This window comes from Aeromonas sp. 19NY04SH05-1 (assembly GCF_040581895.1).
Lineage (GTDB): Bacteria > Pseudomonadota > Gammaproteobacteria > Enterobacterales > Aeromonadaceae > Aeromonas > Aeromonas enteropelogenes.
The window spans coordinates 2,683,694-2,705,296 of sequence record NZ_CP095328.1 but is presented as its reverse complement, the minus strand read 5'-3'; the positions used below and the strand labels follow the sequence as shown (position 1 = coordinate 2,705,296).

Here is a 21,603-nt window from a genome sequence, read left to right as displayed (position 1 = left end):
ATCCAGGGAAGGAAAGATGGGACAACTGTTCGAGGCGCTCTCGCCGCAACATATGGCCTTTATCGAGGCACAGAAGATCTACTTCGTCGCCACGGCGGCGGATCAGGGGACGGTCAACCTCTCCCCCAAGGGGGGCGATTCGTTGAGGGTCATCGATGCCCATACCCTGGCCTGGCTCAATCTGACCGGCAGCGGCAACGAGTCGGCGGCCCATGTGTTGCATAATCCGCGCATGACGGTGATGTTCTGTGCCTTCGAGGGGGCGCCGCTGATCCTGCGGGTCTATGGCCAGGCACGGGTGCTGCACCGTGGCGACACGGGGTGGGAGGCCGCGCTGGCGCGTTTTCCTGCAAGTATCGCGGCCCGCCAGATCTTCTTGCTGGATATCGAGCGGGTGCAGGCCTCCTGCGGCATGTCGGTGCCCCTGTTCGACTATCGGGGAGACAGGGAGGATCTTGCCAACTGGTCCGAGCGTCAGGGCAGGGAAGGGCTCGAGGCCTACTGGCGCAAGAAGAATCAGCTGAGCCTGGATGGTCTGGAGAGCGAGATCCTGGCTCGCAGCGGGCTGGAGGCCACACCTTGGAGAAGGCGCGACTCCTAAAGCGGGAACTATGCCCCAAGATGCCAAAAGCCCTGCTGATACAAGCAGGGCTTTTTCATATGTCTCATGCGTGATGGCGACAGGGGCGTCAGGAGGCGCTGCGTTTGCCCGCCAGCAGCCAGTAGCTCAGGGCCGATCCCGCCCCGCAGCTGGCGATGGCGATGGCCATGGGCAGCGGTGATGCTGGCGGGTTGAGGTTCACCAGTATGCCCACCAGGGCGCCGATGCCAAAACGCAGGGTGCCAGCCAGCGCCGAGGCGGTGCCTGCAGATTGCGGGAAGTGGCCCATCAGGCCAGTCATGGCGTTGGCCCCCACCAGACTGATATGGCCGACGAACAGCACCACGGGGATGACGATGCCCCACAGACCCCCGGTCTGGCTCCAGGCGTTGTAGATGAGCAGGGCCCCGGCGCAGGGCAGCACCAGCAGGCCGTATTGCAGCATCCGCTCGGCGCCCACTCCCTTCACCAGCCGGCTGTTGACGAAGGTGACCACCATCATCAGCAGGATGTTGAGGCCAAACAGCCAGCCGTAGTGCTCGGCCGGTACCTTGAAATACTCGATATAGACGTAAGGGGAGCCGCTTAAGAAGGCGAACATGCCGGAGCTCGAGAGCGCCCCGCACAGCACATAGCCCATGGCGCCGCGATGGGTGAGCACCCCCCAGTAGTTGCGCAGCACCTGGCCTATCTTCAGGGGCTGCTTGTGCTCGGGCTTGAGGGTCTCCTGAATTTTCCACTGCATCACCACGCAGATAAGCAGGCTGATGACCACCAGCAGCCAGAAGATCACTCGCCAGTCGCTATGGGCGCTGATGTAGCCACCCACCACGGGGGCCACCAGAGGAGCGAGCGTCATCACCAGGATGACGAAGGACATGGCGCGGGAAAACGCATCCTTCTCGAAAAGATCCCGCAGCAAGGCGTTGACTACCACCGAGCCCGCCGCGCCGCCGGCGGCCTGCAGCATCCGCCAGGCCAGCAGCTCGGGCAGCGAATCCGCCATGGCGCAGCCCACCGAGGCGATGGCGAACATCATCAATCCCGCCAGGATCACCGGTTTGCGGCCAAAACTGTCGGCGAGCGGCCCGTAGAACAGCTGGCCGATGGCAAAGCCGCCGAGAAAGGCGCTGATGGTGAGCTGGGCTCCGTCGATGCTGGTGGCCAGATCCCGGGCGATGGCCGGAATGGCGGGCAGGTACATGTCCACCGCGAGCGGCGTCAGGCCCGCCAGGGCACCGAGCAGGATAAAGAGAAAACGGGGAGAGAGAGCGGCGGCTTGGGGAGCTGGGGCGTGGGGCATAGGGTGTCCGGTTGTCGACCTTGGTTGCGAATAAGAGGAAATAACGAGTCTACCAGCTTTAACCACGCCGGGCATGGCGTTCCTGTGCCAGCGGTTTGTCATGGTGACGGGCCGTGTCGGGCGATTGGTAACGGGTCTTGATGAAGGTGCCTGCCAGGGCCAGCCACCAGGCAAGCCAGGTCACCAGCGACAGGCCATAGCCGAGGCGCTCAGGCCAGCGGGCACTCAGGGTCACGGTCAGTCGGTAGTCGCCGGCGGGCACCTGAACCTGCAGCAGTCCGTTCTGGGTACTGCTGACGGGCAACTCGGTGCCATCGTCGCGCCAGGCCTGCCAGCCCGGATAGTAATACTGGTGCATCACCAGGGTGGCCGGGGTCTTGGCGTTCACGGTCAGCACAATGTTGCGGGGACGCCAGCCCTGGATCTGCCACTGGATGCCCGGCCGCTGTGTGGTGATCTCGGGCTGGAACTCATCCTTCCAGGCCAGCAGGGTGGGCGAGAAGTTGCCGCGGGGCACCTGCCTTGGCCGGTATTCCCGGGCGCTGCGCTTGCTGTCAAAGAGTGTATCGATCGCTGCCTTGTCAGGGCTCTGGGTGAGGGGGGATTCACGCACATAGAGCGCCTGCGAGGCCATGATAAGGGCGAGCAGCCCCCACCAGAGCCACTGCCATAACCGATGGACGGGAGGCGCCAGGGCCACCACGGCCACGGTGGCGATGACCAGGATCAGGTTGAAGCGCCAGGGAAATTGCACCAGTTGCAGCGGCGTGAGGAGTTGCCAGAGCGGCTCGCTCACGGAGAGGGTCATGAGAAAACAGAGGGTACCGATCACCCCCCAGCGCCGCAGTTCGGGATGATGGGGCTCGCGGGTGGCGGCCCAGGCCACCAGCAGCAGGGCGAGGGTCAGTATGGTCAGCCAGGTGAGGTGACCACGAAAACGCCAGTCATCCAGGCTCTGGGGCAGGCGATCGAGAAAATTGCGCTGGAATTCGAAGATGCCGGTGCGCATCTGCTCCATGGAGATCCCTCCCTGATCCAGCAGGGCGGGCAACAGCAGCAGGCTCGCCATGGCCAACCCCCATCCCTGTGCCAGCAGGGTGGGCCAGATGGCGTCGCTTGTCTGGTTGCGCCAGGCCAGCACCAGGCTGCGTACCGTCAGCAATGCCAGGATGAGCAGCAGACTCGGCAGGTTGGAGAGGGCCAGCATAGCCACGGCAAACGCGAGCAGGAGCAGGCCGAAGGGGGCCTGTCTGCTGAGCCTGTCCTGCCCCAGCAGCGCCAGTGGTGCCCAGACGAAGGCCCAGCTTTCTGCCTGGGCGAAGCGGGCATAGATGTCGATAGCCAGATGATAGGGGAGCGCCATATAGAGCAGGCTGGCCCCCAGGGCCCGGCGGGGAGAGGCAAAGGTATGCAGCCAGAGATAGGCAAACAGACCCGAGAGCCAGAGCGCCAGACTGTTGCTCCAGAGCAGGGGCGTCATGGCCTCGTGAGCGAGGGGCGTGGGGCCGGCGAAGAGGGCGTTGACATAGTAGGGGAGCGGTGGATAGAAGAAAAAGACCGGGCTGCCGAAGGAGCCATTCATAGCCATCAGCCAGCGGGGATAGAGTTCCCCCTGCCACAGTTGCACCGCAAAAAAGTGGCTGGAGAGTAGATGGTGAAAAAGATCATGCCCCTGACTGCCGCCGCGCAGCCAGAAGGGCAACAACATAATCGCTGTGGCTATCAGCAATACCAGAGGAATGCTGTAGCGCGTCCGCAATCCAACCATGTCGGGACTCGCTGGTTATGGCCGCAAGGAGAGTCTGGTCGAGTTGCCGGCTCCCTCTGCGTCCTGATCCTGCCGTCAGGGCCCAGCATCCGCTTGCCTGTCGGGAATGGCAAGCCAGAGGCCGGGCTCGGCGCGAAAGCGCGGAGCAAACCACCACTGCCGGTAGGGCGCGGGCAGGCTGCTCGCGTCGATAGGGCGCCGACTGAGACGACAGGCGCCTTGCGTCAGGACCAGACGCGCATCCCCCCCATACCAGCCATCGGTGATCGGAAGCCGCGTTGTCTCGCGCAGCAGCCTGACGCCCCATTGGGTGACCAGCGCAGTACAGCGCTGCTCTGCCAGGGTGGCCGCCTGAACCATGGCAGGTGGTCGGGGTGAAGTGAGGGTGGAGCCAAGCAGCAGGAGCGCCGCCAGCACGGCGAGCGTCTCCCTCCGGCGCGGCAGCTTGCCTGCCAGCAGCACCAGACCTAGCAGGGTAAGCGGCGCCAGATGACGGGGATTGTCCGGGTTCTGGCCAAACAGGGTCCAGAGCAGCAGGGCGAGCCAACCCAGCGTCCAGACAAGCCTGCCCCCTCTCTCTTTTCGCCAGAGCGGCATCAGCAGCAGCCCGAATGCCAGGGGCCAGAGTGGCGTGAGTTGGGCATTCAGGGTCTTGGCCCAGCTCAGCAGCCGATCCCCGTGGGCCGCAGCCGTGTTGCCCCACAAAGTAAAGTGGCCGTCGGTAAAGCGGCGCCCTTCGCTGAAATAGGCCCAGCCATCGGCCTGCCAGACAAACAGCAGGCAGGCTAGCCCCACCAGCGTGATGGGGAGCAGAAAGTTAAGTCGCTGGCCTTTTTGCGCCATCCCCAGCCAAAGGGGCAGCAGGGCCAGCACGAAGTAGGAGGGGCGCAGCGCCAGCATGAGGCCGAGCAGCAGACCCGCCAGCGCGATTTTGCGCTGTTGCAAAACCAGGAGAGCTCCGAGCCAGGCGGCGAGCGCCGGTCCGTCCGAGAGGCCGGAGAGGGCGAGCGTCGGGGTGAGCGGCAGAGCCAGCACCAGCAGCCAGACGGGCACCAGGAGGCTGGGGCGCTGCCACAGCCTGACTGCAAGCAAGGCTGCGAGCGGCGCCAGCAGGCCGGTACCCAGCAGGCTGGCATACTGCACCGCGGCGGCGGGACTATCCACCACCAGATTGACAAGGCGGGCCAGCCAGATAAAGGCGGGATAACCCGGAAAGTGGGGGGCAAACTCCAGCACGCTAAAGCGCGTCACCCCGTGGGCAAAGTTCAGGGCATCGTCGGAATCGAGCACTACCGGGAAAGCCAGCAGCCAGCCAAGCCAGGCCAACTGCAGCAGGATCAGCAGGTAGGGTCGATTAGCAAAGCGTAATCGGCCGTGGTGACCCCTCCCTTCTCCCACAAGAGAAGAAGGGGGCAAACCGGCGTCCGGGTGCATCTATCGGTATGCCGTGCGTAGGGTGGGTAGAGCGAAGCGAAACCCACCGTTTGTCACAGCGAGATGGCGCAATGATTGGCTGGAGGTCATCAGAGCGGCGCCAGCACGGCCATCAGCGCTTTTTCCGCCTCGGCGAAGGCGGTGGCATCGGCGGGCTTGGCGCCCACCCCGAACACCCCCGGGTTGCCGATGGCGTCGAGCACCTTGGCCAGCGCCTGATCCGCGGCCTGGCGATCCCCTTCACTCAGGGAGGGGAGGATCACATCCAGAAAGCGCTTGCTCTTGACCACCAGCACCTTGGCGGTCTGGTAGTCGCCAAGGTTTTGCTTTGCTCCATCGAGGCGACGCTCGATCTCTGCCTGGTAGGCGCGATTGAGCAGGGCGGCGGTAGCGGCGGCATCCTTGCTCTTGATGGCTGCTGCCAGCGGTGCCTGCAGCTCGACCTTGTGGTGCTCCTCCAGATAGGTCAGCTCCTCGGCGATCTCGCTCAAGGTGGTGCTGGCATCCTTACCGTCAGTGGCGGCGCCGAGCAGTGCCTCACGGGCATCGATCAGCGGCTCCTTGCCGGCGGCGGCGTAGGAGTAAGCCTGCGCCTGTCCCATGCCAGTCAACACTGGGCCTGCCAACAGGGCGAGGGCAATAAAACCGTGGCGTATGGTCATCCTGTTCTCCTTGGTTTGCTTATAGCGCGGACGTTACGCAACGCACTGGGTCTCGATCACGGTATTTTCGTTGTGATGATTGAAGGCGGTGCGGCGTCTGTCCGCCTTGTCAAATAGCTGCAATTGTCATCACGCCACGCTCTGGGTCTCAATCACGGTATTTTCGTTGCGATGATTGAAGATGGCGTGGCGTCTGTCCACCCCGTCGATGACCATGTCGGCGGCCATCAGCCCCATCTCCATGGCGGTGTCGGTGAAGATGTAGCGAAACGTCCCCTGACGGCCGGTCATGATGAGGTTGGTTATCGGCATCAGCGCCTGGATGGCGGCATTGCGGCGGGTCTGATAACCCAGATCCATCAGGGGATAGGCGTACTCGCTGCGGGCCTCGAAGGTCTCATCGCCAAGCTTCTGGGTATCGACGCCGAGGCTGGCCAGATCAGCGGTGACCCGGCCGCGCAGATCGGCCAGCGGTGCCTGCCAGGTGGCATCCCCCGGATTGCAGGGGATCTCCAGCATCACCGAGGTCTGGCCCTGGGGTGCCATAAAGGGGCTGCGCCGGCGCGGCTCCTGCAAACGGGTGGCCAGGATATGGGGGTCGGAGAGGTACTGCCAGGTGTTGTCCGACAGGTTCTCCTGTTTGAGCGGCATATTGACGAAGCGCAGCGAACGGTAGTGCAGATCGCACGGCAAGCCCAGATGCTGGCAGGTGAGCGGCAGCGGCAGGGTGGAGATCACCTGATCAAAGTGTTCGCTTTGCTCAACGCCATTCTGACGCCAGTAGACCCGCTCAATGCGGCCATCGACCTGCTCGAGGCGGGTGATGGTGGCGCCGGTCTTGAGCTCGACCCCCTCTGCCACCAGTCGCTCGCCCAGGGTGGTGAAGATCTGGCCGAAGCCATATTTGGGGTAGCGGTACTTGCGGGCGTAAGTGCGCACAGAAATGCTGCCGTTACGCCTTGGCAGCAGGCGGCGCGCCACATCTTTAAGGTCGATGAGGCTGATGCGCTGGCCGGCCCAGTCGGCGGAGAGCTTGTCCGGGTTGATGCCCCACAGCTTGGCGGTGTAGCCCTCGAAAAACTGGCGATAGAGGGTGCGGCCAAAGTGGCTCTGGATCCACTCGGCAAAGCTCGCCCTGGAAAAATCGGTGGGTTTCTTGGCAAAGGGCAACAGCAGCAGATCCTTCACCGCCCCGGCCATCAGGGCGAGCGGCGCCGTCTTGAGCAGGTTCGGCAGGTTCAAGGGGTAGTCATAGGTGCGCCCGCCGAAGCGGATCACGCTCTTGCGCATCGCGTGGAGCAGATCGTCCCCCATCAGCTCGTCGATAAAGGCGAGCAGCTCGGGGTTCTTGGTGATGAAGCGGTGGCCGCCGTAGTCGAAGCGATACTCACCGTCGCGCCCCTTGAAGGTCTGGGTGGCGCACATGCCGCCCACCACGCTCTCCTGCTCGAACAGGGTGACCGCAAAACCGGCCTGGCAGAGGCGCCAAGCGGCCATCAGACCGGCGGGGCCGGCGCCCAGTACCGCAATGTGTTGTTTGTTGTTGTCGCTCATGACGGTGTTCCAAAACGGCTGGCAAAAGAGAAAAGGGGCGGGTGAACAAGCGGCTCACCCCGGTGAGCCGCCTTGCCATATCGGGCCCTCAGCATATCAGGGCTTGGCGCCGGATCCCGCTGGCTGTGGCTGGGGGCGGTAGCTGCGTTGCCAGAGAGTAACGAAGACCACCAGATAAACGGCCCAGGTCAGCAGCTGTAGGCCGGCCGGCGAGGCATTGTAGCCAAACAGGGCGCGCAGAAAGGTGCCGAAGATCCCCTGATCGTCGAGAATGTGGCTGATATCGAACACCGGCGTGGTCCAGAAGGTGATGATGTCTGCCGCTTGCAACATGTTGACGGCGGATGAGAGCAATCCGGCGGCGATGATGATGATAAGCAGGCCGGTCCAGCGGAAGAAAGGGGCCAGCGCCACCTTGCGGGTGGAGCGCAGCAGCCCCCACACCAGCGCGATGGAGACCAGCAGCCCCGCCAGCGCGCCCATCAGGCCAGATTGCAGATCCACCCCTTGGCCGGAGTAGAGCAGGGCGGAGAAGAACAGCACGGTTTCAAACCCTTCGCGCATCACCGCCAGAAAGGCGAGCAGCACCAGACCAAACAGGTTGCCGCCATCGATGGCTGCATCGATGCGCGCCGTCATGGCCCCCACCTGGGATTTGGCCTGTTTTTGCATCCAGATCGCCATATAGGTGAGCACCAAGGTGGCGAAGATCAGGATCCCCGCCATCAAGAGGTGGTTGTAGCGCTCGCTCTCGAACTGGCTCACCACCACCTGGAACAGAAAGGCCACCACCAGCGAGGTGACGAGCCCAAGCCCGACCCCCAGATAGATGAACTTGTTGTAGCGGCTCGCCCCCAGCTTGGCGAGGTAGGAGAGGCAGATGCCCACCAGCAGAAAGGCTTCCAGCCCCTCGCGCAGGGTAATGAGAAAACTTGCAAACATCAGGTTTGAGGCTCCGTAACGGACATGTTGGGGGTGGGCTGCAAGGTGAGTTGCAGCCTATTGAGTTGTAGCCGAGTGAGCAGCACTATGGGTGGCTCCGGCAAGCTCGGCTCGGCGGCGCGCACCGCATCATTGACCCACTTGGGGTAGGTGCGGAAATTGAGTCTGATATCGGCCTTGAAGGGGGCTTTGGCATCTGCCGGCAGTGGCCAGGCTTCATCGCGCCAGCCATCGGCCGGGATGCGGGTGTCTTCGAGGAGCTTGGCGTAGCGCCAGAACTTGAGCCCCACCGGCTTGCCTTCGGCATCGCCAAATACTTTTCTGAATAGCCGCGCATCGTCGGGCACGGCGCCGTCCACCGGCTGGCCACTTTGCAGCACGATTAGGCCTCTAGCATCGGTGACGGTCAGTTCCAGCCAGAGCTCGCGAAAATCAGCCACGCCGGTGGGCAGGGCATGGCCCGCACCGGTATTGGCGACCCGTACCACCAGTTGGCGGCAATCGGCCACCTGTTCGATACGGGCAGAGAGGGTGGCGCTGGAGCGCAAAAGCGCCAGGCTCTCCTGCTCGAGTGCGGGATTGCGCAGCCCCACCAGCTGGTGCTGGGCACCGGTGAAGTTGTGGCGATAGAGGCGTTCTTTCAGAGTGCCGTTTTCGGTGGACTGGCCGGCCACCGGCGCGCCGCCGTTGCCCGGCTCCGGGTTCATATGGCAGTCGATACAGGTGCGCCGCTTGGCGGGATCCTCTGCTTTGGCGAAGCTGGAGTTCTGCCACTCGTCCCAGGTGTTGACGATATTGGCGCCGGTGCCCGGGGCGAACTCGTTGTGGCACGACTTGCACAGGGCCGCATCCCGATAGAAATCCTTCTGGTAGGAGGCTTTGTGCATGGCGGGGCGGGCATTGATCTGCCGCTCGGCCAGCCAGTGCTGGAGGCTCCCCCCCGGGGCATCCTCGAACACATAGCTCTCACGGTCTTTCAAATTCACGGTGAAGGCGCTGTTGCCACCGGCATCTTCCACCTTGGTGATGCGATGGCAGAGCACGCAGCCGGTGCCTTCTTCCACCACTGGCTCGCCTTTCTGGTGGGCGGCAATCAGCGAGGCGCCCCCCTGCTCTAACATATTCGAACCCTTGGGCAGTTCCGTCTGGCCAGTCAGCACCTGCTGGGGCATGTGGCAGCCCTGGCACCACTGGCCGAACGCTTCCCCTTCGGTCTCCCGTGCCAGCGTCTGTACCACCTTGTAGTAGGGGTGGGAGTTGCCCATCAGTCGGTGATTGCTCTCGCTCCAATCTTTGAACGCCTGTTGGTGGCAGTTCTGGCAGGAGGCGGAGTTGAGCCACTCTTTCGGGTGGGTGGTCGGCGCTTTGGCGGGATCCGTGGTCGGGGCATCGAGCCGCAGCCAGTTGGCGAGATAGGGGAGGTTGCCATCGGCGGTCACGAAGGCGTGCAGATCCTCCATCATCGCCTTCACCTCGGGCTGGGGTTTGGCGGGATCGACTGTCTCGGCCCCATCGCGACCGTCATGGCCCATGCCCCCCTGGGTCTGCTGGGTCATGCGCAGGTATTCGCCGATAAAGTCCCCCGCCACCATGTTGGCGAGGTTGGCGTGGCCGTTGATGGCGTTGTCGCGGCTTTTCTGGCGATGGGCCGCCATCAGATAGCGGTTGGTGAAGTTGAACCCGTCCAGATGGCAGGAGTTGCAGCTCATCCAGTTGTCCCCCGCCATGGGGAAGCGGCTATTTGCCGCGGTGTTGCCGAGATTGAACAGCCGCTCGCCACGTTTGAGGGGCTCGGGGCGGGGATCGGATTCCACCAGTTTGGCGAAGTGGGGCACATCGACGGTGACCCGGGCGAAGGGGCCGCTGCCGCCGGTGTTGAGGCGGGTAAGATCCTGCCCCATGACGTTGTGTACCAGAATGTGGTCGCCGTCGATCAAAAGATCGCGCGGATTCTGGCCCGGCAGGTGGCGCAGTAGCTGGGTTGCCTTGGCGCCGCCCTGAAACTTCTTGCGTCTGTGGCGATTGCTGTTGGACTTGCCGCTGCGCGAGAGGTCGAACACCAGCAGATCTTCGGAGCCCGCCAGGGTCAGGTAGACCCGCTTGCCGTCGGCGGCGAAGCGCGCCGAGAAGGGATTGGAGACGATCTGGCTGCGGTTGCCGACATTGGGCAAGTTGATCTGCAAGAAGAGCTGTTTGCGCTCATCGACCCTTTCTTTCTCTTCCTCGAGGTCAATGATGGAAACCGCCGGGAAGACGGTGCTTTGAAACTGGAAGGGGTGATCGAAGCTCCACAGCACGTGGGGCAGCCAGGCTTCGCTGCCATCGGGGGAGAGGGCGATGCCGTCCAGCAGGCGCGGCAATCCTTGAGAGTCGCTTGGGGTGGCGCTCTGGGTCTCGGCCAGGGTGATCAGGCGCGGCTTGGGCAGGGTGGCCCCCGTGATCCCGCTCCCCAGCTTGGCGATATCATAGATGGCGAGCTGGCCGGTCATGGCGTGGGTGAGCAACAGGCGATCATCGTCGGTCAGGGCAAGTCCGCGCGGGGTTTCGGCGGTGGCCATATCCAGCTGCAGCTTGCCATTTGTGTCATAGGCCTGCAGACGGCCCGCCTCGAACAGGGTGACCCAGAACCAGCGGCGCTTGGGATCGTAGATGACGCCGTAGGGTTTATGGCCGGTGGGGATCGCCTTCTCGAGGTCGAGATCCTCGTCCAGGAGCAGCAGGCGATCGCCGCTGTAGTCGGTCACCAGCAGATTGCCGCCCTCTGCGCGGGCCAGCTGGCGCAGATCGCCGCCAAAGCGGGCCTCCTTGAGATGCTTACCACTTTCTCGTTCCAGCAGGGTGACGGAGCCTGCGCCCTGGTTGGCTACCAGCAGACGAGGGGCTTTCTCCTCGTTATAGGCAATCATGGCAGCCCCCATCTCCTGGGCCGAGGCGTTCCCCGACAACAGTATGGTGGCGAGCAGGGCCGAAAAGAGCGAAGAGAGAAGCAACTTCAACATGGGATCAGGAACGCCATCTGAGAATGGTCCAGCGCCAGGCGTGGCGCAGCACCAGGGGAGTCAATGCTAGAGCGCTCAGCCAGTGGGCCCAGCTGGCGAGGTTGCCAGTGGTATCGCCCGGGGTGCCGTGCAATACCAGCAGCAGCCCGCTGGCCAGACACACCAGCAGTAAGCCCTCGATGATGCGCCCTGTGGTGCGCAAGAAGGGCTTGCGGCTTCTGTTCAGCAAGCTGCGATGGGAGAGCCAGAAAGCGCCGAACAGCAACGGAAACAGGGTCAAGGAGAGCACCACATGGAGAAACAGGTTCCAGCGGGCCAGCGACCAGAGCGGAGTCAGAGGCTCCCACAGCAGCAGACCTGAGAAGAACATCAGGTAGAGGGTGCCCTCGGCGGCCTGATGGTGATAGGCCAACCATTGCCAGAAGGGGCGTGCTGAGAGGGAAAGGCTTGTCATGAATGCTCCGGCACCGATGGTCGGTTTGGGTGAAGCAGTCTATAACGCAGAAAAGGCAATGAAAAGAGTTATCAATTCTATTGATGATGAATAAAGGCTGAATGGGTGGGCTGTCCAAGAGTTTGAACGACCTGATATTCCCAATCTGCTGAATTTGATGTCCAGCAACCCAATTAGGTGTGGCGATATCACCTACGTTTGGACCTGTGGTCGTTGGTATTACCTGGCTGCCGTGCTTGACCTCTATACCCGCCGAGTGGTGGGTTTGACGATGTCTGACAAGCCTGATGCTGAGCTGGCTATCAAAGCACTAGAGATGGCGTATTAGCAGCGGGGTGGTCCCTCAGGTATGTTGTTTCACTTCGACCATGGCAGCCAATCAATATGGCCGCCGGGCATCTCGACAACGGCTGTGGCGCTATCGCATGACCCAAAACATGAGTCGGCGTGGCAACTCCTGGAATAACGCCCCGATGGAGCGGGAGTTCAGGAGCCTGAAGTCAGAGTGGCTCCCAGTAACGGAACACTGCCCAGCAACTAACCAAGAGTCTAGATTTAGTTGACCACTACACACTACGGGAAGGAGGTGAATGTCAAAGTCTGCTTGCATGAGGAGCTGGGGTATCCCATGCAATACTTCCATAGCCTATATAAAGAGCCCTTCACCATGGTGAAGGGCTCTTGCTATTTGGCGTTATCCGGTCGCTTGTTTGGTTGCATTGGTCAGTGGGTTAGTAACCCTGCTGGTGGACGTCCATCACGGCGCGACCTGACGGGTCTGCCATCTCCTTGAACTTGGCATCCCACTCAAGGGCCGTTGGCGTGGAGCAGGCGACCGACTTGCCGTAGGGCACGGTACGGGCGGCAGATTCGAGCGGGAAGTGCTCGTCGAAGATGGCGCGGTAGTAGTACGCCTCCTTGGTGAGCGGGGTGTTGATGGGGAAGCGGAACGCCGCCGCCTCGAACATCTGATCCGTCACTTCCTGCTCGACCATGGCCTTGAGGCTGTCGATCCACGAATAACCCACGCCGTCGGAGAACTGCTCCTTCTGGCGCCATGCCACTTCATGGGGCAGCAGATCCTCGAAGGCTTCGCGCAGGATGTGCTTCTCGATCTTGCCCTTGCCGCACATCTTGTCCGCGGGGTTGAGGCGCATCGCCACATCCATGAACTCCTTGTCGAGGAAGGGCACACGGCCCTCCACGCCCCAGGCGGCCATGGATTTGTTGGCCCGCAGGCAGTCATACAGATGCAGAGCGGAGAGTTTGCGCACCGTCTCCTCGTGAAACTCCCGGGCGTTCGGTGCCTTGTGGAAGTAGAGGTAGCCGCCGAACAGCTCGTCGGAGCCTTCGCCGGAGAGCACCATCTTGATGCCCATCGCCTTGATGTAGCGCGCCATCAGGTACATGGGGGTGGAGGCGCGGATGGTGGTGACGTCATAGGTCTCGAGGTGATAGATGACGTCGCGCAGGGCATCCAGGCCTTCCTGCACGGTGAAGTGGATCTGGTGGTGGATGGTGCCCAGGTGATCGGCCACCTTGCGGGCGGCGGCGAGATCCGGCGAGCCTTCCAGGCCGACGGCGAAGGAGTGCAGCTGGGGCCACCAGGCCTCGCTCTTGCCATCGTCTTCCACCCGGCGGGCGGCGTAGAGCTTGGTGATGGCTGATATGACGGAGGAGTCCAGACCGCCTGAAAGCAGTACGCCGTAGGGCACGTCGCACATCAGCTGGCGCTTGACCGCCGCTTCCAGCGCGGCTTTGAGCTCCGCCTTGTCGCTCTGGTTGTGCTCGACCGCGCCGTACTCCATCCAGTCGCGCTTGTACCACTGTTTAAGCTCGCCATCCTTGCTCCACAGGTAGTGTCCCGGCGGGAAGGTTTCGACGCTCTTGCACACCGGCACCAGCGCCTTCATCTCGGAGGCGACATAGAAGTTGCCGTGCTCGTCACGGCCGGTGTAGAGGGGGATGATCCCCATGTGGTCGCGGCCGATGAGATACGCGTCTTGCTCCACGTCATAGAGGATAAAGGCGAAGATGCCGTTGAGATCGTCCAAAAATGCCGGGCCCTTCTCCTTGTAGAGGGCGAGCAGTACCTCGCAGTCGGAGTAGGTCTGGAACTGGAAGTCGACCTTGAGGTTCTTCTCCAGCTCCTTGTGGTTGTAGATCTCGCCGTTGACCGCCAGCACATGGGTGCGTTCGGGGTTGTAGAGCGGCTGGGCGCCATTGCCCGGATCGACGATGGCCAGGCGCTCATGCACCAGAATGGCCTTGTCGGAGCTGTAGACGCCGGACCAGTCAGGCCCGCGGTGACGAAGTCGCTTGGACATCTCCAGCGCCGATTTGCGCAGGGCTGCTGCATCGGATTTGATGTCCAGAATGCCGAAAATAGAACACATTGGCGGTAATCCTCTTGATTTTTATATGAGCCCCCCACGTTTGGGCTCGAAATTCCATTTACATTCCTCGCCAATCACAATGCCTAGCGGAAAACCCTTTTGCAAGCGGGAAAACCGCAGAAAATCATGCCGTAAGCGTCAAGCCGGTGGGGGAGAGTTGCGACCCGTCCGGTCGCCGGGAAAAGGAGATGAGGTTGACGTGAACGTCAGGCGGCGGGTTCGAAGATCACATAGACCTTGCGACAGGGGGTGAGGGTCTCCCACTGCCCGACAAAGCCGGCGGGGATGACGAATTGATCGCCGGGCTTGAGGGCAAGCTGGCCCCCCTCACTGTCGTGGATCACCACCTCGCCCTCCAGCAGCTGGCAATACTCGTGTTCTGTGTAGTGCACGGCCCAGCGCCCGGGCTCACAGGCCCAGAATCCCACGTGAAACTGCTGGCTGGCATCGGAGTAGTGGTTCCACACCGTCTGGCTGGGGTTGCCGGCGCTAATGCGCTCGGGGGCGGGCATCAGCGGGGTGGGGGCGGGGTCGTTGCGATCGAGCAGTACCCAGTCGTTGAGGGTCTTCATGGGGCATCCTTGTCTGTGGGGGAATTGAAAACGGGGCCATCCAAGCCCCGCGGTTGTTTGTTTTATTAAACGGGGTTGCGCTTACGTTAAACGAAGCGTGCATCCTTGCCAAGATCTGACAGGGGTTGCAGGCGATGGATCACGTGGCGGGCAAAGCCGCTGCCCGCTTCGTTGTAGACGTTGAATACCGCATCCACCCCCTGTTCCGTGAGGGAGGCGATGTCATCTTCAAAGCGCACGATGGCGGCAATCTTGCCGGTAAAGCCGTGGCTGCGCAGCTTCTCGATGGCGTAGAGGTTGCCCGAGTGGTGGGGCATGGCCAGCAGCACCAGGTTGACCTGGTTGGAGAGCAGCACCTTGTCCCAGAAGTCGGTATCGGTGGCATCCCCCTCGATGACGTTCATCCCCTGGGCACGCAGGGTCGGCAGCTTCTCGCTGTCGTTCTCCACCCCCAGGATGACGTTGCCATACTTGTTCTCCAGCTCGAAGTAGGCCCCCTGACCAATGCGTCCCATGCCGAGGATGATCACCTCGGCATCGCCCAGCTCGATGGGTCTGTCCTCGGGGTGCAGGTTGCTAGCCTGCAATCCCTTCAGCCAGCCGCCGAGTTTGTGATAGATCCGCTCGCTCTGGCTGTTGAGAGGGGCGGAGATCATGAAGCTGGCGGCGAGTGCCAGGGAGACGGCCACCAGCCACTCGTGGGAGAGCCAGCCCGCCTTGGCGGCGATGGCCGCGACGATGAGACCGAACTCCGAGAAGTTGCTAAGCGCCAGGGTGGAGAGCAGTACGGTGCGCACCCTCAGGTGGGCTCCGCTGTAGACCAGATAGTAGAGGGCGCTCTTGAGGGGCAAGGCCAGCACCAGCACCAGGGCCAGCAGCATGGTGTCGTGGGTCGGCAGGCCGTTGAGGCCGATGGTCAGGAAGAAGCAGATGAGAAAGAGGTCTTTGAGGTTGAACAGCGCCTTGGCCAGCCCCGCCGCCGCCGGGTGGGAGGCCAGCATCATGCCGATGATGAGGGCCCCAAGGTCAGGCTTGAGCCCCACCACCTCAAAGCCGGCGGCCCCTACCACCAGCGCCAGGAAGACGCCGAACAAGACTTGCAGCTCGCCGTGACCGGCCCGCTCCAGCAGCTTGAACAGCAGGGGGCGCAGCAGCGGTAACCCCAGCACCCAGAGGGCCCAGATGCTGGGCCACTTGCCGCTGGAAAACGCCAGAAATGCCACCGCGAACACATCCTGCATGACCAGCACCCCGATGGCGAGGCGGGCATAGAGGGCGTTCATGTCGCTGCGCTCCTCCAGCACCTTGACCGCAAACACGGTGCTGGAAAACGAGAGGGCGAAGCCGAGCAGGATCGCGAGTTGCCAGTTGAGCGACAGGGCGAGTTCCAGCCCCAGCCCCTTGCAGACCAGCAGCACCACAGTAAAGAGCAGGGTGGAGAACAGCAGGTGTACGCTGGTGGTGCCCCAGACGTCGCGCCGCATCAGGGTCTTGACGTTGAGCTTGAGGCCGATGGTGAAGAGCAGCAGGGTCACCCCGAGATCGGCCACTTCGCTGAGGGCCGGGGTATTTTGATAGCCCATGCCGTTGAGGATAAAGCCGGCGGCGAGAAAGCCGAGCAGGGGAGGCAACCCGATGAGGTTGACCAGCATGCCGCAACCAAAAGCCACGGCGATAAGAATTGGTTCCATGTCAGTTCCAGCGAGGGCAGGGCCGGCCTGCCCTCTTCATATCCTTGGTTGGGGGTTAGACGATATCGATGTCGACCACGGAGTCGAAGATGTGGTTCGGCCGAAACGGCATGCGGTCGATATCCGCCACCTTGCTCACCCCGGAGAGTACCAGCACGGTCTCGAGGCCGGCCTGGAAGCCCGCCAGAATATCGGTGCGCAGGTTGTCGCCGATGATGAGGGTGTTGTCGGAGTGGGCCTCCATCCGGTTGAGCGCCGCCCGGATGATCCAGGCGCTCGGCTTGCCCACGTAAAACGGCTTCTTGCCGGTCATCCGCTCGATGGGGGCGCACAGGGCGCCACAGGCCGGGTGCATCAGGGGACCGTGGGTATCCGGGTTGGTGGCGATGAAGCGGGCTCCCTGATCCACGAACTTGGCACCCTGCTGCATCATGGTCCAGTTGTAGTTGCGGGTCTCGCCCACCACCACGAAGTCGGGGTCGATGTCGGTGATGGTGAAACCGGCCTTGTAGAGTTCGTGAGTCAGGGCCCCTTCGCCGATCACATAGGCCTTCTTGCCATCCTGGCGCTTGAGAAAGTCGGCGGTCCCCATGGCGGAGGTGTAGAAGCACTCTTCCGGCACCTCGATCCCGGCGGAGCGGAAGCGATTTTGCAGATCTTTCTGGGTCTGGGCCGGGTAGTTGGTGAGGAACAGAAGCTTGCTGCCCTGCTCCAGCAGGCGATGAACGAAGCGATCGGCGCCGGGGATGAGGTCGTTGTTGTGCAGGATGACACCGTCGATGTCACAGATGACGTTCTTCTTCATGAAAACTCCTTGTCGGGGCGCAGAACCTAATATGTTCAATCAATTATGATTTTTGTGACGCCATTATAAGTCTGTTTGATGACATGTCTCCCCCGTCGCGCAACTTGGGTGCACAATAAAACAACCAGGGGGTCAGCTTGGTGGAGAGGCAGACTCCGGACTCAACGTGCTGATGGAGTGACCGACATGGATAACCTTGCTGCCAGCAACTTTATTGCCGATCTGCCCAAACTGGAGCTGCACCTCCACATCGAGGGCACCCTCGAACCCGAGCTGATGTTTGAACTGGCCGGGCGCAACGGGGTGCCACTGCCCTGGCCAGACGTGGCGAGCCTGCGTGCCGCCTATGATTTTGACTGCCTGCAATCCTTCCTCGACCTCTACTACCTGGGGGCCAGCGTACTGGTGACCGAGCAGGATTTCTTCGATCTCACCTGGGCCTATCTCGAGCACTGTGCCACCGACAAGGTGAGGCACGTGGAGATCTTCTTCGACCCGCAAACCCACACCGCTCGCGGCATCCCCTTTGCCACCGTGCAGGGGGGGATTGAGCGGGCGATGCAGGCAGGGGAGAAGGAGTTTGGCATCAGCTGGCGGCTCATCATGAGCTTCTTGCGCCACCTGAGCGAAGAGGAGGCCTTCGCCACCTTGCGCGAGGCCGAGCCCTTCCTTTCACGCATTCACGGCATCGGGCTCGATTCGGGGGAGAAGGGCAACCCGCCAGGCAAGTTTGCCCGGGTGTATGCGCGCTGCCGCGAGCTGGGGCTGCCGGTAGTGGCCCACGCAGGCGAAGAGGGGCCTGCGGAGTACATCTGGCAGGCCATCAGGGAGCTTGAGGTGTGTCGCATCGATCACGGGGTACGCGCGGCGGACGCTCCCGAGCTGCTGCGCTATCTGGCCGATACCCGGTTGCCGCTGACCGTCTGCCCCCTCTCCAACACCCGGCTCAAGGTGTTTGACCAGATGGCCCACCACAATGTGCTGCGGCTTTTGGAGCAGGGGCTCTGCGTCACCATCAACTCGGACGATCCCGCCTATTTTGGCGGCTACATGAACGCCAACTTCCAGGCGCTGGCAGACGAGCTGGGGGCCACGGCGAGCCAGCTTGGCCGCTTGTCGCTAAATGCCGTGGAGGCGAGCTGGCTGAGCCTGGCCGACAAGGCGCGCCTGACCCGGGATATTCGCACTTATGCTGCCAGTCACGGGGTGAGCCTGAGCTGAGCTCATCCACGTTGTGCCTAAAGAGAAAGACAAAGACCCGCCATCGCTGGCGGGTCTTTTTATGGGTGAACGGTTTATTGGCGGGGAGTGCGGCTGAACCATTGTTGGGGATCAGGCTGGGACGTCCTCCTTGCCATAGACGGGATAGTCGGTCAGCCCCTGTTCGCCGCCGCCAAACAGGGTGGCGGGATCGTGGGGGGCAAGGGGATAGCCGCGGCGCAGCCGCTCGGGCAGGTCGGGGTTGGCCACGAAGGGGCGACCAAAGCCAATCATGTCGGCCCAACCCGCCTCAAGGGCGGCCCGCGCCCGCGCGCCATCGTATTTGCCGGCGTAGATGAGGGTGTTGGGGAAGGTGTTCCGCAACCCCTGCTTGAAGCTCTCCGCCATCAAGGGGGCATCGTCCCAGTCCGCCTCGGCGATGTGCAAGTAGACGATACCGAGCTCACCCAGCATCCGGGCTGCGGCCAGATAGGTCTCCTGCGGGTTGGCATCCACAGTGCCGTTGAGGGTGGTGAGGGGCGCAAGGCGCACCCCGACCCGCGCCATGCCGATCTCGCGGCCGACCGCCTCGGTCACCTCCTTGAGGAAACGCAGCCGGTTTTCCAGCGAGCCGCCGTACTGGTCGGTGCGGGCATTGGACTCGGAGTCGAGGAACTGGTTGATGAGGTAGCCGTTGGCGGCGTGCAGTTCTATGCCGTCAAAGCCCGCCAGCATGGCGTTGCGGGCCGCCTGGCGGAACTGCTCGATCACCGTCGCTATGTCTTCCCGAGTCATGGCGCGTGGGGTGACCGTCTCGACGAAACCGGGGGCATCGCTGCCGTTATCGACGAACACCTTGACCCCTTCAGCCTTGATGGCCGATGAAGAGAGGGGCTGGGCGCCGCCTATGTTGTCCGGATGAGTAACCCGGCCCACGTGCCAGAGCTGGGCGAACATGGTGCCCCCCTTGGCGTGCACGGCATCGGTCACCAGCCGCCAGCCGGCGACCTGCTCGGCACTGTGGATCCCCGGTGTCCAGGCATAACCCTTGCCCATGGGATCGACTTGCGTGCCCTCGCTGATGATGAGGCCGGCACTGGCGCGCTGGGCATAGTAGGTGGCCATCATGGCGTTGGCCACGTCGCCGGGCTGGCTGGCGCGCGAGCGGGTCATGGGGGGCATGACGATGCGGTTGTTAAGGTACAGCTGGCCGAGGCGCAGCGGGCAGAACAGGTGATCCTGGCTCATCTTGAGTTCCTCATGGTGGAAGTGGGGCCACTCTACTGCGCCGGTTTGTTGTGAAAAAGAGGGGGGATTGCACCATTGAATTGCGCTCAGAGCAGCAATTCGGGGCTTTCTGTCGCCCGGACATAAAAAAAGAGGGCCCGCAGGCCCTCTTGTTGACAGTGTGAAGATCAGATCGCGGCAGGCGTCACCCGTACCCGCTCGATGCGACGCTCGCTCACCTCGAGCACCTCGAAGCAGAGCTGCTGCAGCTGCATCTGCTGGCCCGGGGCCGGCAGGGTGCCGAAGTGGGAGAGCAACATGCCCGCAAGGGTCACGTATTCGTCGCTCTCGCTCACCAATCCCTCGTGTTCCAGCACCTGCTCCACATGGTGGATGTTGGTGCTGCCGTTGATGAGCCAGCCCTCGCCATCGCGCACCATGTCCGGGGTTTCGTCTTCGTCCGGCAGTTCGCCAACGATGGCCTCCAGCAGATCGTGGGTAGTGACCAGCCCCTGGATGATGCCAAACTCGTCGGCCACCAGGATGAGGCTGCCGCGCGCCTGGCGCAGCTCCGCCAGCAGCCGGATCACGTTGATGGTCTGGGGCACGATAATGGGGTCGTTCTGCTTGGCCAGCTCGCTCAGGGGCTGCCCTTCGTTGAGGGCAAACAGCAGGTCGCGCGCCTTCACCACCCCGATCATCTCGTCCAGATCCCCGTCACAGAGGGGGAACAGGCTGTGGGGCTCTTGTTGCAGCTGGGCACGGATATCGTCCGCCGAGTCGTTGATGTCGATCCAGGCCACGTCAGAGCGCGGGGTCATGATGGTGCGGATGGAGCGCTCGGCCAGCGACAGCACACCGGTCACCATATAGCGCTCCTCCTCGCCAAAGCTCACCGGCGCTGCGGGGGCGGCATCCTCGTCGTCATCCGGCGTCTCCTGATAGGCCTTGCTGCCCATCAGCTTGAAGATGGCGGCGGTAGTGCGCTCGCGCAGGGGCAGTTTGGCCTCGTGGCGACGGGCGCTGCGCTGGGCCAGCTGGTTGAAGAACTCGATCAGCACAGAGAAGCCGATGGCTGCATAGAGGTAGCCCTTCGGAATGTGGAATCCGAACCCTTCTGCCACCAGGCTGAAGCCGATCATCAAGAGGAAGCTCAGGCAGAGCACCACCACGGTCGGGTGAGCGTTGACGAAGCGGGTCAGCGGTTTGGAAGCGAGCACCATCACCACCATGGCGATGGTCACGGCGGCCATCATCACCCACAGCTCATCCACCATGCCGACGGCGGTGATGATGGAGTCCAGGGAGAAGACCGCATCCAGTACCAGGATCTGGGCGATCACCACGCCGAAGCTGGCGTAGGCGCCGACCGGGCCATCCTCCTGGGGCTTGGCCTCCAGCCGTTCATGGAGCTCGGAGGTAGCCTTGAACAGCAAGAACAGGCCGCCCCCCATCAGGATGAGATCCCGACCGGAGAAGGGGTGATCCCAGATATGCAGGATGGGAGTGGTCAGGGTGACCAGCCAGGACATGACGCTCAAGAGTCCCAGACGCATCATCAGCGCCAGCGACAGACCGATGACGCGGGCCTTGTCCCGCTGGGCGGGAGGCAGTTTTTTCACCAGGATGGCGATGAAGACCAGGTTGTCGATCCCCAGCACGATTTCCAGAACGATCAGGGTAAAGAGACCGATCCAGATGTGGGGATCCAGCAGAAATTCCATGTTATGACCTCAATAAAAAACAGACAGCACGAACGGTGGACACGGCAAGTGGGGCCGTGGTGACAGCAAGGCAATGACGTTATTCAGAGGCGCGGATGAAGCAGGTAAAGAGAGAGTTTGACGGGAGTAAACGAAGGACGACTTCGGGGATTGTCCATGATGGGCAATAAAACCTCGGGTTAAAAGTGAGCCCTGATGATAACGGCTAGCGCCGTTTTGGCAAGAGGGAGTGCATGAAGATGTGATGACACGGGGGAGGCGACGGGCCGCC

Annotated in this window: 16 protein-coding genes and 1 pseudogene; 3 read left to right on the top strand and 14 right to left on the bottom strand. The window is 62.4% G+C overall.

Annotated elements, in window-relative coordinates:
- Window positions 1-16: 16 nt before the first annotated feature.
- Window positions 17-601, top strand: a complete 585-nt coding sequence (locus MRK42_RS12350; protein WP_338610196.1) for a pyridoxamine 5'-phosphate oxidase family protein — start codon at window positions 17-19, stop codon at window positions 599-601.
- An 88-nt stretch (window positions 602-689) separates the two neighbouring features.
- Here MRK42_RS12350 and MRK42_RS12345 read toward each other — a convergent pair whose 3' ends face one another.
- The 8 genes from MRK42_RS12345 to MRK42_RS12310 all read right to left on the bottom strand — a co-directional run bounded on the left by MRK42_RS12345 (window position 690) and on the right by MRK42_RS12310 (window position 11,717).
- Window positions 690-1,904, bottom strand: coding sequence for a Bcr/CflA family multidrug efflux MFS transporter (locus MRK42_RS12345; RefSeq protein WP_338610195.1), 1,215 nt, complete (start codon window positions 1,902-1,904; stop codon window positions 690-692).
- A gap of 58 nt (window positions 1,905-1,962) precedes the next feature.
- Complete coding sequence (locus tag MRK42_RS12340; protein WP_338610194.1) at window positions 1,963-3,672, bottom strand: 6-pyruvoyl-tetrahydropterin synthase-related protein; 1,710 nt, start codon at window positions 3,670-3,672, stop codon at window positions 1,963-1,965.
- Between the two features lie 75 nt (window positions 3,673-3,747).
- Window positions 3,748-5,016 (bottom strand): hypothetical protein, encoded by a 1,269-nt coding sequence (locus tag MRK42_RS12335; protein WP_338612480.1) that lies wholly within the window; start codon window positions 5,014-5,016, stop codon window positions 3,748-3,750.
- A gap of 179 nt (window positions 5,017-5,195) precedes the next feature.
- Complete coding sequence (locus MRK42_RS12330) at window positions 5,196-5,768, bottom strand: hypothetical protein (RefSeq protein ID WP_338610192.1); 573 nt, start codon at window positions 5,766-5,768, stop codon at window positions 5,196-5,198.
- Between the two features lie 129 nt (window positions 5,769-5,897).
- Window positions 5,898-7,322: an FAD-dependent oxidoreductase gene (locus tag MRK42_RS12325; protein ID WP_338610190.1), complete on the bottom strand. Its 1,425-nt coding sequence runs from the start codon at window positions 7,320-7,322 to the stop codon at window positions 5,898-5,900.
- A gap of 96 nt (window positions 7,323-7,418) precedes the next feature.
- Window positions 7,419-8,264, bottom strand: coding sequence for an FTR1 family protein (locus MRK42_RS12320; RefSeq protein WP_338610188.1), 846 nt, complete (start codon window positions 8,262-8,264; stop codon window positions 7,419-7,421).
- Complete coding sequence (locus MRK42_RS12315; protein ID WP_338610186.1) at window positions 8,264-11,263, bottom strand: hypothetical protein; 3,000 nt, start codon at window positions 11,261-11,263, stop codon at window positions 8,264-8,266. The genes MRK42_RS12320 and MRK42_RS12315 overlap by 1 nt, the downstream gene beginning before the upstream one ends.
- 4 nt (window positions 11,264-11,267) lie before the next feature.
- Window positions 11,268-11,717, bottom strand: a complete 450-nt coding sequence (locus MRK42_RS12310) for a hypothetical protein (RefSeq protein ID WP_223377329.1) — start codon at window positions 11,715-11,717, stop codon at window positions 11,268-11,270.
- A gap of 124 nt (window positions 11,718-11,841) precedes the next feature.
- On the opposite strand from MRK42_RS12310, the pseudogene MRK42_RS12305 reads away from it, so the two are divergent.
- Window positions 11,842-12,244: pseudogene (locus MRK42_RS12305) on the top strand (DDE-type integrase/transposase/recombinase); the annotation flags it as partial.
- Window positions 12,245-12,448: 204 nt separating this feature from the next.
- Here the strand turns inward: MRK42_RS12305 and asnB are convergent.
- The 4 genes from asnB to MRK42_RS12285 all read right to left on the bottom strand — a co-directional run bounded on the left by asnB (window position 12,449) and on the right by MRK42_RS12285 (window position 17,181).
- Window positions 12,449-14,113 (bottom strand): asparagine synthase B, encoded by a 1,665-nt coding sequence (gene asnB, locus MRK42_RS12300; RefSeq protein WP_338610183.1) that lies wholly within the window; start codon window positions 14,111-14,113, stop codon window positions 12,449-12,451.
- Window positions 14,114-14,319: 206 nt separating this feature from the next.
- The gene (locus MRK42_RS12295) at window positions 14,320-14,685 is read right to left on the bottom strand and encodes a cupin domain-containing protein (RefSeq protein ID WP_225632020.1); all 366 of its coding nucleotides are present in this window, start codon (window positions 14,683-14,685) and stop codon (window positions 14,320-14,322) included.
- An 86-nt stretch (window positions 14,686-14,771) separates the two neighbouring features.
- On the bottom strand, window positions 14,772-16,376 hold the full coding sequence (locus tag MRK42_RS12290; RefSeq protein ID WP_338610180.1) for a cation:proton antiporter family protein: 1,605 nt from the start codon (window positions 16,374-16,376) through the stop codon (window positions 14,772-14,774).
- A gap of 55 nt (window positions 16,377-16,431) precedes the next feature.
- The gene (locus MRK42_RS12285; RefSeq protein WP_026456419.1) at window positions 16,432-17,181 is read right to left on the bottom strand and encodes an HAD-IIA family hydrolase; all 750 of its coding nucleotides are present in this window, start codon (window positions 17,179-17,181) and stop codon (window positions 16,432-16,434) included.
- 186 nt (window positions 17,182-17,367) lie between these two features.
- Between MRK42_RS12285 and MRK42_RS12280 the strand changes: the two genes are divergently transcribed.
- Complete coding sequence (locus tag MRK42_RS12280; RefSeq protein ID WP_338610178.1) at window positions 17,368-18,402, top strand: adenosine deaminase; 1,035 nt, start codon at window positions 17,368-17,370, stop codon at window positions 18,400-18,402.
- Between the two features lie 111 nt (window positions 18,403-18,513).
- Here the strand turns inward: MRK42_RS12280 and MRK42_RS12275 are convergent, their stop codons facing one another.
- Window positions 18,514-19,629 carry an alkene reductase gene (locus tag MRK42_RS12275; RefSeq protein WP_338610176.1) on the bottom strand — a complete coding sequence of 372 codons (1,116 nt, stop codon included), beginning with the start codon at window positions 19,627-19,629 and terminating at the stop codon, window positions 18,514-18,516.
- 167 nt (window positions 19,630-19,796) lie between these two features.
- The gene (locus tag MRK42_RS12270) at window positions 19,797-21,332 is read right to left on the bottom strand and encodes a TerC family protein (protein ID WP_338610174.1); all 1,536 of its coding nucleotides are present in this window, start codon (window positions 21,330-21,332) and stop codon (window positions 19,797-19,799) included.
- Window positions 21,333-21,603 lie beyond the last annotated feature (271 nt).

Excerpts from the sequence above, each read along its gene's own strand:
- MRK42_RS12350 (WP_338610196.1), top strand. The coding sequence starts at position 17 with ATGGGACAACTGTTCGAGGCGCTCTCGCCGCAACATATGGCCTTTATC.
- MRK42_RS12345 (WP_338610195.1), bottom strand. The coding sequence starts at position 1,904 with ATGCCCCACGCCCCAGCTCCCCAAGCCGCCGCTCTCTCTCCCCGTTTT.
- MRK42_RS12340 (WP_338610194.1), bottom strand. The coding sequence starts at position 3,672 with ATGGTTGGATTGCGGACGCGCTACAGCATTCCTCTGGTATTGCTGATA.
- MRK42_RS12330 (WP_338610192.1), bottom strand. The coding sequence starts at position 5,768 with ATGACCATACGCCACGGTTTTATTGCCCTCGCCCTGTTGGCAGGCCCA.
- MRK42_RS12325 (WP_338610190.1), bottom strand. The coding sequence starts at position 7,322 with ATGAGCGACAACAACAAACAACACATTGCGGTACTGGGCGCCGGCCCC.
- MRK42_RS12320 (WP_338610188.1), bottom strand. The coding sequence starts at position 8,264 with ATGTTTGCAAGTTTTCTCATTACCCTGCGCGAGGGGCTGGAAGCCTTT.
- MRK42_RS12315 (WP_338610186.1), bottom strand. The coding sequence starts at position 11,263 with ATGTTGAAGTTGCTTCTCTCTTCGCTCTTTTCGGCCCTGCTCGCCACC.
- MRK42_RS12310 (WP_223377329.1), bottom strand. The coding sequence starts at position 11,717 with ATGACAAGCCTTTCCCTCTCAGCACGCCCCTTCTGGCAATGGTTGGCC.
- asnB (WP_338610183.1), bottom strand. The coding sequence starts at position 14,113 with ATGTGTTCTATTTTCGGCATTCTGGACATCAAATCCGATGCAGCAGCC.
- MRK42_RS12295 (WP_225632020.1), bottom strand. The coding sequence starts at position 14,685 with ATGAAGACCCTCAACGACTGGGTACTGCTCGATCGCAACGACCCCGCC.
- MRK42_RS12290 (WP_338610180.1), bottom strand. The coding sequence starts at position 16,376 with ATGGAACCAATTCTTATCGCCGTGGCTTTTGGTTGCGGCATGCTGGTC.
- MRK42_RS12285 (WP_026456419.1), bottom strand. The coding sequence starts at position 17,181 with ATGAAGAAGAACGTCATCTGTGACATCGACGGTGTCATCCTGCACAAC.
- MRK42_RS12280 (WP_338610178.1), top strand. The coding sequence starts at position 17,368 with ATGGATAACCTTGCTGCCAGCAACTTTATTGCCGATCTGCCCAAACTG.
- MRK42_RS12275 (WP_338610176.1), bottom strand. The coding sequence starts at position 19,629 with ATGAGCCAGGATCACCTGTTCTGCCCGCTGCGCCTCGGCCAGCTGTAC.
- MRK42_RS12270 (WP_338610174.1), bottom strand. The coding sequence starts at position 21,332 with ATGGAATTTCTGCTGGATCCCCACATCTGGATCGGTCTCTTTACCCTG.